At 33.9% G+C, this 12320-nt stretch carries 10 protein-coding genes; 1 reads left to right on the top strand and 9 read right to left on the bottom strand.

The window, feature by feature from the left end; genetic code table 11:
• Positions 1 to 77: 77 nt before the first annotated feature.
• From mmsA to iolG (NRK67_01815), 9 genes are all read right to left on the bottom strand, one after another.
• Positions 78 to 1520 carry a CoA-acylating methylmalonate-semialdehyde dehydrogenase gene (gene mmsA, locus NRK67_01855; GenBank protein UUV17601.1) on the bottom strand — a complete coding sequence of 481 codons (1443 nt, stop codon included), beginning with the start codon at positions 1518 to 1520 and terminating at the stop codon, positions 78 to 80.
• A gap of 9 nt (positions 1521 to 1529) precedes the next feature.
• The gene (gene iolG, locus NRK67_01850) at positions 1530 to 2540 is read right to left on the bottom strand and encodes an inositol 2-dehydrogenase (protein ID UUV17600.1); all 1011 of its coding nucleotides are present in this window, start codon (positions 2538 to 2540) and stop codon (positions 1530 to 1532) included.
• Positions 2541 to 2560: 20 nt separating this feature from the next.
• Complete coding sequence (iolE, locus tag NRK67_01845; GenBank protein UUV17599.1) at positions 2561 to 3457, bottom strand: myo-inosose-2 dehydratase; 897 nt, start codon at positions 3455 to 3457, stop codon at positions 2561 to 2563.
• Between the two features lie 12 nt (positions 3458 to 3469).
• On the bottom strand, positions 3470 to 5392 hold the full coding sequence (iolD, locus tag NRK67_01840; GenBank protein ID UUV17598.1) for a 3D-(3,5/4)-trihydroxycyclohexane-1,2-dione acylhydrolase (decyclizing): 1923 nt from the start codon (positions 5390 to 5392) through the stop codon (positions 3470 to 3472).
• A 42-nt stretch (positions 5393 to 5434) separates the two neighbouring features.
• On the bottom strand, positions 5435 to 6229 hold the full coding sequence (locus NRK67_01835; protein ID UUV17597.1) for a 5-deoxy-glucuronate isomerase: 795 nt from the start codon (positions 6227 to 6229) through the stop codon (positions 5435 to 5437).
• Positions 6230 to 6270: 41 nt separating this feature from the next.
• The gene (locus tag NRK67_01830) at positions 6271 to 7293 is read right to left on the bottom strand and encodes an ABC transporter permease (protein UUV17596.1); all 1023 of its coding nucleotides are present in this window, start codon (positions 7291 to 7293) and stop codon (positions 6271 to 6273) included.
• A gap of 16 nt (positions 7294 to 7309) precedes the next feature.
• Positions 7310 to 8863 carry a sugar ABC transporter ATP-binding protein gene (locus NRK67_01825; protein ID UUV17595.1) on the bottom strand — a complete coding sequence of 518 codons (1554 nt, stop codon included), beginning with the start codon at positions 8861 to 8863 and terminating at the stop codon, positions 7310 to 7312.
• A gap of 85 nt (positions 8864 to 8948) precedes the next feature.
• Positions 8949 to 9917, bottom strand: coding sequence for a substrate-binding domain-containing protein (locus NRK67_01820; protein ID UUV17594.1), 969 nt, complete (start codon positions 9915 to 9917; stop codon positions 8949 to 8951).
• Positions 9918 to 9983: 66 nt separating this feature from the next.
• Positions 9984 to 11006 carry an inositol 2-dehydrogenase gene (gene iolG / locus NRK67_01815; GenBank protein UUV17593.1) on the bottom strand — a complete coding sequence of 341 codons (1023 nt, stop codon included), beginning with the start codon at positions 11004 to 11006 and terminating at the stop codon, positions 9984 to 9986.
• A 300-nt stretch (positions 11007 to 11306) separates the two neighbouring features.
• Here iolG (NRK67_01815) and NRK67_01810 point away from each other — a divergent pair, with 300 nt between their 5' ends.
• Positions 11307 to 12281, top strand: coding sequence for a LacI family transcriptional regulator (locus NRK67_01810; GenBank protein UUV17592.1), 975 nt, complete (start codon positions 11307 to 11309; stop codon positions 12279 to 12281).
• Positions 12282 to 12320: the final 39 nt, after the last annotated feature.

Below are 12320 nucleotides of genomic sequence, written 5' to 3'. Positions count from 1 at the left end.
GGAATCCATTTAATATTTTGGATTCCATTTTACAGTTATTTTTTTATTAAATTTTATATAGTTGTCTCCATTTTTTATTAGCTCATCCAGTCTACTTTATGCTCTGGATTCCACTTTGTAGTTATTTTTATTAAATTTGTCCAAAAATCTATGGAAGAAACTCCTGTGATATCCCCATATCCAAATTTAGAATCTTTGATCCCTCCAAATGAAAATGGTTCTCTTGGAACAGGCACTCCGATATTAACCCCTAACATTCCTGCCTGGAACTCTCTTATAGCTTCATCTACAAATCTACCATTCTGAGTAAAGATTGCAGCAGCATTTCCATATGGTGACTCATTTTGAATAGATGCAGCTTCAGCGATTGTATTAGCGCTTCTAATCTCCAAAACAGGTCCGAAGATCTCTTCGCTGCTCATTTTTTTACTGTTACCCCAGTCAATAATAGATGGCCCTATAAAATATCCCCTATCTCCTTTAACTGTTCTTCCATCAACTATAATTTCAGCTCCATTTTCCTCGGCGTAATTTAAGTAGTCCTCTATTTTTTTTATAGCAGCCTCTGAGATAACCGGAGGAAGATCTACTCCGGGAACCATATTTTTAGCCTTAGTAATAACTTCTTCATATACATCGTCTATACTTCCAACACCAATCATTACAGATACGGCCATACACCTCTGCCCGGACATTCCAAAGGCAGATGAAATAATATCTCTACTACCTGCATCTTTATTAGCATCCGGCATTACTACAATATGATTTTTTGCTCCACCCAACGCTAAAACCCTCTTGGAGTTAGCCGATCCTCTTTTATGAACGATTTCAGCTACAGGAGTTGATCCCACAAATGATACAGCTACGATATCTTGATTGTCACAAATCCCTTCAACAATCTCTTTTCCACCGTTAACTACATTGAATATCCCTTCAGGTAATCCTGCCTCCTCCCAGAGTTCTGCCATTTTCATTGCTGAAATAGGTGTTAGCTCCGATGGCTTTAAGATTATTGCATTTCCTAGAGCTATTGCATTTGGAACAGTCCAATGGGGAACCATTACCGGGAAGTTAAACGGAGTGATAGATGCTACAACTCCTAGGGGTCTTCTCTCTTCCTTACAGTTGACTCCTCTGCTGACATCCTGGGTTTTCCCAGAAATTAATTGTGGAATAGAACAAGCAAATTCTGTTAATTCAATAGCTTTATCTACACCGGCATAGGCCTCTTCCATCGATTTCCCATTTTCTTCACAGTTAACTACTGATAATTCTTCCCTATATTTCATAAGTAATTCTCTATATTTATAAATAACCTTAGATCTCGATTTTGCAGTTAAACCTGCCCAAGCTTCTTGAGCAACTTTAGCTTTAGCTACGACTTCGTCCAATTGAGTTTTAGTAGCTGCTTTAAACTCACCAATAATTTCTCCATTGATAGGAGCATATACATCATATTTTTCTCCCATTCCTGACACAAACTTACCATTTAAATAATTTTTAATTTCATTATATTTCATCTTTTCCTCCTAAAGTATTTCAGAGATCTTCACAGGTCTCTTTTCTTCTAAAGATTTTTTTGCCGCTAACCCAATTAATACAGGTTGTAATCCGTCGTTCGCATTAACAGGTACATCTTTATCGTTAACTATTGCCTCTACAAATTGATTTACTTCTTCACCAAATGATTGCATATATCTCTCCAGGAAGAAATAAAGTGGTTTTTCCGATATAATACCATCTTTTGTAGAGATAACTGCCTTTGATCCACTGTCATTTGAGATAGATACCGAACCAAGTGATCCGAACACCTCTGCTCTCTGGTCATATCCATAAGCTGCCTCTCTGGAGTTATCAATTACACCTAGAGCTCCATTTTTTAATTTTAATGTTATAATGGCTGTATCTATATCACCGGCTTCTCCAATCTCAGGATTTACAAGTACTCCTCCAACAGCATAGACTTCTTCTACTTCACTTCTAGACAAATATCTGACCATATCAAAGTCATGGATAGTCATATCCAAAAACATTCCACCAGATACCTTAACATAGTCAATTCCTGGAGCTTCAGGATCTCTGGAAGTTACCTTTATGATATGAGGTGTCCCAATTTTTCCTTCTGTAACAGCATCTTTTATAGCCTTGAAATTATTATCAAACCTTCTATTAAACCCAACCTGATATTTTACCCCGGATTTTTCCACTTCATCTAAAACCATCTGGATCTTTCTTAAATCATGGTCTATTGGTTTTTCACAGAAGATATGTTTGTTAGCTCTTGCTGCCTCTATTGATATAGATGAATGAGTATCTGTTGAAGAACAGATTAAAACAGCATCGATATCTTTATTTTCCAATATTTCTTTATAATCAGTAGTTATATTTTCTATTCCAAGTTCATTGATCCATTTTATTTTATCTTCATTCATAAATGGATCTGCAATCATATGAACAGTGGCATTTTTTACATTGTTGGTGATACTTGTTGCATGTACCTGCCCGATTCTTCCGGCTCCTATAATTCCTAATTTTAACATTTTTTTGATTCCTCCCTTTATTAAAGACCTGTTTTTTCAGCAATAAATTTTCTAGCTCTTACAGCATATTCAAATGGGTTAGCAAGTGCAGGATCCTGTTCTGCTTCTACTACCATCCAACCGGTATAATCAGCATCTTTTAATGTTTTGAATATAGGATCAAAATTAATTATTCCATCCCCGGGAATAGTAAATGCCCCTTTTTTTACCCCTGTTAAAAAAGAAAGGTTGTTTTCTTTAACTTCTCCTAATATATTTTCTCTCACATCTTTCAAATGAACATGAGCAATTCTATCTATATATTTATTTAAAACGTTTTCAACTGAAGATTGAGTTCCTTCAGAATAGTACATATGGCCTGAATCAAATAATAAATAAACATTACTGTTTGTTGTTTCCATGAATTTATCCACTTCTTCCGGAGTCTGAATGCCTGTCCCCATATGGTGATGCAGCGACACTTTCATCCCTTTTTCTTCAGCTAATTTAGCTAATTTATTGTATCCAACAGCCACTCTGCCCCATTCTTCACCTGTAAAAACAGGCTTTTCATTGAATATCGATTTATCCAGTCCCTGAATACTGTGTGACTGCTCGGAACACCCTATAACTTTAGCACCCATAGTATGTAAAAAATCTCTATGTTTAATAAATTCGGCAATAGTTTCCCCTTCTTTTCCTACAGCAAAGAAGGTACTAAACCATGCATTACAAATTTGAATTCCTCTAATATTTAACTTTTCTTTTAAAAGATCAGTATCTTTAGGATATTTATTTCCTACCTCACTTCCAGTAAATCCAGCTAATGCCATTTCAGATACACACTGCTCGAAAGTATTTTCACTCCCTAGTTCAGGTAGGTCATCATTTGTCCAAGCGATTGGTGCAATTCCTAATTTTACTTTTTTAGAATCCATTTTACTCCTCCATTAATATTTTTTTATTTTTTTCTTTTCCTGCTTTGATGCTTCATATGCCTTATTTATTTTTTCATTATCAGATACCGAAGCATTTCCCACATGCCACCATGAGTCATATCCATCTGTCATAGTTTTAGGTAGTACTTTTACATCTATTAATGTCGATACTCTCTGCTTTTTACTGTCTTCCAGTGCCTCTATTAACTCCTTCTCATTTTTAACATTATATGTCTTGCATCCATAAGATCTTGCATTCATAGCAAAATCAATAGGGATCAGTTCCCCGTCTAAGTTTCCTGTTTCTGCATTTCTATACCTAAATTCAGTTCCAAAACTTCCCATCCCATTTCCCATTTGAAGATTATTTATACAACCAAATGCCATATTATCCATTAAGATTATGTTTATCTTTTGTCTTTCTTGAATAGAAGTAACCAATTCCGAGTGCAGCATCTGATATGATCCATCTCCAACCAGGGCATATACCTCTTTAGTCGGTTCAGCTATTTTAACTCCCAGAGCTCCACTAATTTCATACCCCATACAAGAATACCCGTATTCTACATGATAGTCATTTTCACCTCTGCTTTTCCAAATTCTCTGTAGGTCCCCAGGTAAACTTCCGGCAGCTCCTACAATTATAGAGTTCTCTAAATTTTTATTTAATATTCCTAAAACATTAGTCTGGGTTAAAGATGAATCAGTATTTTTTTTAAATTCTTCCAATACATGATCTAAACCTCTTACTTCCGGAATAAAGTTTTCACCATAAGTTATATCCACTAATCTATTCCACTCTTTTTCCCAAAGTTCTTTGACATCTCTAACTTCATTTTTATATTCTGATCTATAGCTGTCTTTTAACCCTTTACCCAGCTTTTTTAACGTTTTCTCTGCATCAGCAGTAATTTTAATCCCATCTAATTTATGTGAATCAAAATTTGCAATATTAATATTTAAAAACTTTACATGTGGATTTTGGAAGATCCATTTAGAGGCAGTTGTAAAATCAGTGTATCTGGTCCCGACACCTATTACAAGATCTGCATCTCTGGCTATCCTGTTAGCTGCCAAATTCCCAGTTGTTCCCATCCCTCCCAGATTCAGATTATGACATGAGGAAACAGCTCCTTTTCCAGCTTGAGTTTCACCAAATGGAATATTAAACATCTCACTGAACTCTCTAAAAGTTTCTTCTGCCTCGGAATATTTAACTCCTCCTCCACAGATTAACATAGGTTTTTTAGCTGAGGTAATAGCTTCAACAGCCTCCTTTATCATTGAATCTGTAGGAAGAGTTCTTTCCATCCTGTGAATTCTTTTTTTAAAAAACTCCAGTGGATACTCATAATTTTCTCCCTGTACATCTTGAGGCAGTGCTATTGTCACGGCTCCTGTATTGACAGGGTCCGTTAACACTCTCATGGCATTTAATAGAGCTGTCATAAGCTGTTCCGGTCTGCTGACTCTGTCCCAGTATTTAGACACGGGTTTAAAAGCATCATTTGTTGATATCGTTAAATCATGGAATTGTTCAATTTGCTGTAATACCGGATCTGGCTGTCTAGTTGCAAATACATCTCCAGGCAGCAAAAGTAATGGTATCCTGTTTGCAGATGCAGTTGCTGCAGCTGTCACCATATTTGCAGCTCCCGGTCCTACAGAACTAGTGCAGACCATTATTTTTTTTCTCTTTTTTTGTTTTGCAAAGGCAGTTGCTGCATGAGCCATTCCCTGCTCATTCCTTCCCTGATAAACTTTTAAACTGTGATTTTTTTCTTCTAAGGCCTGTCCTAGTCCAAGAACATTACCATGGCCGAAGATTGTAAAAATTCCTTCTATAAATTTACTCTCTTTCCCATCAAATTCAACATATTGATTATCTAAAAATTTAACAAGAGCTTGAGCTGTTGTTAATTTAATTGTATTCATATTTACCCTTCCTATTTAGATTTGATATTTTAACCTAATATTTTATTTTTCAGGCCAAATTTTATTCTCCTTATCATGCAGCCACGTATGTGCATCGTCATCAACTCGCTTTGTCCAAGGATTCCCATCTAAATGTCTGATCATCCAACAATAATACATCCCATATCCCGGGGCTGATGTTTGAGGATGTGTAAAACCACCATTTATCATTAAAGCCGAGTTATTTTGTATCTTATATACATTTTCTCCTACAAAAGCTCCTCCAAAACCCTGAGGCTTTGTAAATTTATAAAAGTAAATCTCCGGCTGGGCATGACTATGAGGAGGGTAACTTGACCATTTTCCAGGATATGTTATTACTTCTCCTAAAACCATATTTGAATAAGGAGCATTTTCATATTTAAAAATATCTCTTACAAGTCTCCTTGCAGTTCCATCCATTACCCCGTCCCCAAAAATATTATCTTTGCAGTCTTCCGGTGTATATAATTTAGAATCAAATAAATTATGATTTATGGTTTTTTGAACCCCTATTTCCCCATCTTTCATAAATTCTATAATTACCTTCTTATCATTTGAAACATGCAGTGTATAAGGTCCACAATCAAAAACATTTTCCCTTTCAGCAACAAGGTCTTTTCCTTCCCATAAAAACTTAATTTTTCCTTCAAATAAAATTATAGCCATCTCCTTATCACGATCGTAAAGTTCTACTTTTTCTCCAGCTTTCATCTTATATATACCAAAATCCATAAGCATTGATCTATTTTTCCCGTCATCTTTTGATATCGAATTATATCCATATTTAAGTTCATTATTACTTTGATGCTCAAGCATAATTAGTTTCTCCTTTTTAATTTTATAATTTTTCTTTTAATTTAAGATTTAATTTTATTCTTTCTCATATCAAATACAACTGCTGCAACTATAATAAACCCCTCTACAATTTGCTGTATAAATGCATTAATTCCTAAAAGAGTAAATCCATTTGCCATCACCCCTAATATTAATGCTCCTATTACAACACCCCATACAGTTCCTATCCCTCCGGAATGGCTGGTTCCTCCTATTGTTGCTGCTGCTATTGCTGTAAGTTCGATTCCAGTTGCTGCTGCCGGCTGAATACTTCCTCCTGTTCTTCCCATAAAGATTATTGCACACAGGCCGGCCATTAATCCGGCATATGCATAGATAATTACTGTATTTCTCTTAACCTTTATTCCTGATATTTTGGCTGCATTTATATTCCCGCCAATTGCATAAACACTTTTTCCAAATTTTGAATAATTCATAATAATAAATGTAATAATTATCATAATTCCATAGATAATAACCGGAACAGGAATAACATTGAATATCCTGGATCCAAAAAATGTTATCGAGTCATTGATACTGCTTATGGGTTTTCCGCTTGTATACATAAGTGCTGCTCCCCTTGCTGCAGTATACATTCCCAATGTCGCGATAAAAGCCGGCACCCCAGTATAAGCTATCAAACCGCCATTTATGGCTCCGCATAAGGCTCCCAATAATAAGGCTACTATTATCGGCACTATTATCGGCAGTTCCGGTAATCCCGGAAACATCCTGTCAAAGGCATCCATCGTCTGTCCTAAACTACCTGCTACAACTCCAGCAAATGCAAGAACCGATCCTACAGAAAGGTCTATTCCCTTAGAAACAATTACAAGAAGCATTCCCAATGCCAATATCCCGTAGATAGAAGACTGGGTTATTAAATTAAATATATTTCTAACGGACAGAAAATTAGGTCTTAAAATAGATAAAACTAATATCATCCCCATAAGAATCAAAACTATTCCGTATTTTTTTAGTAATTCATTTGTATTTTCATTCAGTAAAGATTTTTTTTCATTTTTTATAACAGTTTCTACTGCCATCTTTTAGCCTCCTTAATTATATTAATGTCAATTTTAGTTTTTCTTTATTTGTTATATTTCTATAATCATTTTTTTTATTGGTTGCATATTCCATGAGTTCTTCCTGGGTCAATTCGCCATCATTATCAAGAATACCTGTAATTTTCCCCTCATGCATCACTACCACACGGTCAGCCATCCCCAAAATTTCAGGCAGTTCCGAAGAAATCATTATTACACTTTTCCCTTCACAGGCTAATTTTGATATTAATCTGTGAATTTCAGATTTTGCCCCTACATCTATTCCCCTTGTAGGTTCATCCAAAATAAGTATATCCGGATCTGTTAAAAGCCATCTTGCTATCAATACCTTTTGCTGGTTTCCTCCGCTTAAATTTCCAATTTTATGATTTAAACTTGGTGTTTTTATTCCCAATGCAGATATATATTTTTCCCCATCTTCTTTCATTTTTTTATAGTTTATTAACTTGTTGGGGTTTATATATTTATCTATATTGACTATAGTCATATTGTCTTTTATCGACAACATCGGGAAGATACCCGTTTCCCTCCTGTCCTCTGTCAATAAGGCCATTTTATTCTTAACGGCTGCAGATGAGGAATCAATTTTTATTTTTTCATTGTCAATTAAAACCTCTCCATTAATAATAGAACGAACACCAAACAGAGCTTCCATGACTTCTGTTCTACCGGCACCGATCAACCCGGCAAAACCTAAGATTTCTCCTTTTTTTAAGTTAAAAGAAATATTTTTAAAATGATTTCCGTCACTTAAACTTTTCACTTCTAATTTTACTCCGGATATTTCACTGGGTGTTTTAGGAAATAAGTCATCTACATCACGGCCTACCATCATCTTGATCATTTCATCCATGGACATATCTTTGCTAGGTTTACTACCTATATAATCCCCGTCACGAAAAACAGTAATTGTATCCGCTATTTTAAATATCTCATCTAATTTATGGGAGGTATATATTATGCTTCTTCCCTCAGATTTTAATTTAAATATTATTTTAAATAACTGGTCTATTTCTCTGTCTGTAAGTGCCGAAGTAGGTTCATCCATTATAATTAACTTGGCATCATATGAGATTGCTTTTGCTATTTCTATCATTTGTATTTTTGCAATACTTAAGTCTTTCATCAAAGTTTTAGGATTTATGTCTAGATTTATCATCTTCAATACTTCTACAGTCTTTTTATACATAGCTTTATGATCTATTAATCCCAGTTTATTCTTGGGTTCCCTGCCAAGCCATATATTTTCCATAACAGACCTGTATAATATTGGACTTAATTCCTGATGTATCATTGAAATTCCTAATTTTAATGCCGTTTCTGTATCATATTTTTTCATTTTTTTACCGTTAAAAATAATCTCTCCCGATGTCTGTCTGTGTATCCCTATTATGCACTTCATAATAGTTGATTTTCCGGCACCATTTTCTCCCATCAGAGCATGAATTTCTCCAGCTTTAACTTTTAAATTAACCCCTTTCAATGCCATTACACCTGGAAATTTCTTAACTATCTTATCCATCTCTAAAATATATTCATTAACCTCCACTACATCACTCCTTATCCTATTTAAAATTCAAAGAATGTTAACTTAAAATATTGTTTTAAGTTAACATTCTTTCAAATAATATTTTTTACTTAAAATCATTTAAATTTTCTTTTGTAATAAGTTTAAATGGAATATAAGTTATTTTATTTTCAACTGTTTTTCCTTTGATAACATCAATAACATTTTTGGCTGCTGTTGCTCCCTGACCTTTAGCATCTTGAAATACCGTAGCACTAAGTTCTCCTTTTTCTACGGAATTAAGAGCATCAGGTGTAGCATCTAATCCAATAACCTCAACATATTCAAGTAAACCATTATTTTTTAAAGCTTGAATTGCACCCAATGCCATTTCATCATTATTTGAAATAATTGCAGAAAGATCATCTCCATATGTTGTAATCCAGTTTTCAGCAATTGCTAACCCTTTATCTCTTTGCCATAACCCAGTTTCTTCTGCAAGAACTTTAACATTAGGATATTTTTCTTTTATTACTTCTTTTACACCAAGAGTTCTTTTTAGGGCACCTTCATTTCCTAAAATCCCCATAAGAATTGCAATATTTCCCTTACCGTTTATCTCTTTTCCTATAAAATCCATCTGCATTTGTCCACCTGTAATTTCATTGGCCCCCACATAATAAACATTTTCAGGCATTTTATCTTCTTTTCCTGCATATGGATTTCTATTTACATAACACAGTGGAATTTTGGCATCCATGGCAGCATCGGTAATAGGTCCCATAGCACTTGTGTCGGTAGGAACCACGATTATAGCGTCTACGTCTCTTTCTATAAGTGAATTTACTAAATCCTGTTGTTTAATAACATCTTCTTTTGCATTTTCTATAATAAAATTAACATCATTTTCTTTTGCATAGGCTTCTGCAGCATCTAATATAAAGGTCTGGAATGTGTCATTTAAATTATTGATAACGTAAGCAACTGTTGGTTTTTCATTGTCTGTGTTCTTAGCTTCCTCTTTGGATGATTCTCCGCACCCCTGGAATAATCCCATCGTCAAAACTAACCCTATTATCATTAATAATTTTTTCATTAATTTTCCTCCTAAGTTAAAATTATGAAGTTACAATAACAAAATTTCTATCCAACATCTATACTATTAATTTTCTTGAATATCAATAAGTTTCCCTGTCTCAAATGACTCCTTGCAGGCATAGGCTACAATTGTAGTTCTTGTCCCGTCATATACAGTTACCTCTGGTTTTCTTTTATTTATAATACAGTCTACAAATTCTTTTAATTCATCTACATATGCAACTTCAAACCTTTCCAAAAAATCCTGAGAACATTCTTTTCTTACACCACTAGGGTCCAAAACTTCCACTAAATTTTTCTGAGGTACATTGGCAATCCTTAATATTCCTTCCGTTCCAATAATTTCAGTTTCAACATTATATCCATGAGGAGCCGTTCTTCCAGCAAAAATAAATGCCATTGCATCATTTTTAAATTTTAAAAGTGCAGATACATTATCCCCGTCTTTATGTTTTCCAAATTCATCATGTTTATAACAGCCACCTATTCCCCATGTTTGGATGGGTTCAGAATTCAAAAGCCATCTGGAAAGATCTATATCGTGTACTGCCATATCAATGAATTGTCCTCCTGAATGGCCTGCATAGGCAATTGCTCCAGCTATTGCAGATTCTGGATCTTGGCTGTACCCTCTAAATAAAAATGGTTTCCCTATTTTCCCCTGGTCTATCATCTTTTTAGCATATACATATGAAGGATCATAACGTCTCATGAATCCCAGCATAAATATTTTATCTGGATGGTTTTCAATGGCTTTTTCTGCTCTTTTACACTCTTCCAATGTCGTCCCCAGAGGCTTTTCAGAAAAAACATGCAGCCCTGCCTCTAATGCTTTTTCAATCTGGTCACAGTGCAGATGTGATGGTGAACATAGAAACACAGCATCTAATTCATTGTTTTTAATCATCTCATCAAAATCAGTATATCCATATGGAATACCCCATTTTGTTTTAACTTCTTCCACTCTTTCCTCTTCAATTGCACAAATAGCAGTTAATTCTGCTTCAGGAATTTTAAAAGCAATGTTTTCAGCATGTTGAATTCCAAGTCTTCCAAGACCTACCATTCCAAACTTAATTTTTTTCATTATTCATCCTCCTAAAAGTTTTTTCAAAATTTAAAACGTTTTAAATTATTTTATAATATTAAATACTTCTTTTTTTTTAATTTGTCAAATTTAATTTTACTGATTTTTGGACAAAATACATTAATAACAGACACTAAACTCGATAAAACTAATATTTTATTGACTAAAATTTATTATTATAATCTAAAAAAATATTTAAAGTTATTTTTTTAACAAAAACTTTGGAAACGTTTGCTATTTAAAACGTTTTAAGTTATAATTTTAAAATAAGAATTAATTAAATTATTGGGGGAGAGTATCATGGGAGTCACACTTAAAAATATTGCCAGCCAGTTGGGTTTATCCTATACTACGGTATCCAGGGCTTTAAATAATCACAAAGAGATAAAACCTTCTACTCGAAAGCTGGTAAAAGAGACTGCCGATTCTATGGGATATGTCCCAAATTCAATAGCCCAGGGATTAGTTATGAAAAAAACAAAAACTCTTGGTCTTATTCTTCCAGATATAACAGATGGTTTTATGGCAGAGTTGGCAAAGGAGATTGAAATAGTTTCCAACCGGGCCGGGTATACAATATTTTTATGTAATACTAACTGGAGTAAAGAGCGGACAAGAGATTATGTAAAAAAATTAATAGAAAGAAGGGTAGATGGTATCATTATGATCCCCACATCCAATGATATAAGTTTTTTAGAAACTGCTCTAAAATATGATACTCGAATTATATTTATAGGTTCTAGTTTAAAAAAAATAGAGGTTAAGTCCATCCAGGTAGATAACTATAAAGCTATAAAAATAGCTATTTTTCATCTTTTAGCAAAAAATAAAAAAAATATTGCTTACCTCGGAGGAGGAAAAGAGCTTTTTGCCAATGAAGAAAGATTTACTGCCTTTAAGGATATTTTACAAAATAATAGTCTCTTTGATCCTAAGCTTGTAGCAAACTCACATGAAATTAGAAAGGATGGCTACTTATTAGTAGAAGAACTTTTAAAGAAAAAGATAAAATTCGACTCAATTATTGCTTTTAATGACGTTATTGCAATGGGAGCCATAAAAAAATTAAAAGAATTAAATATAAGAGTCCCAGAAGATGTAGCTGTTATTGGATTTGATGATAGTCCAATTTCTAGAATTTTAGGAGTCGGGTTATCTACGATAAAACAACCCATCGGAGAAATGGCTAAGCTAGCCTTTAATGAAGTTATAAAAAATAAAGATAATAAAAGGATTTTGTTAGATCCTATATTCATCCAAAGGAATAGTTCCTAATTATTAACAGACTTTTTTATCAAAAAAATTATTTTTAGA

The organism is Fusobacteria bacterium ZRK30 (genome assembly GCA_024628785.1).
Classification (GTDB): Bacteria; Fusobacteriota; Fusobacteriia; order Fusobacteriales; family Fusobacteriaceae; genus Psychrilyobacter.
This window is presented reverse-complemented; position numbering and strand designations above follow the sequence as displayed.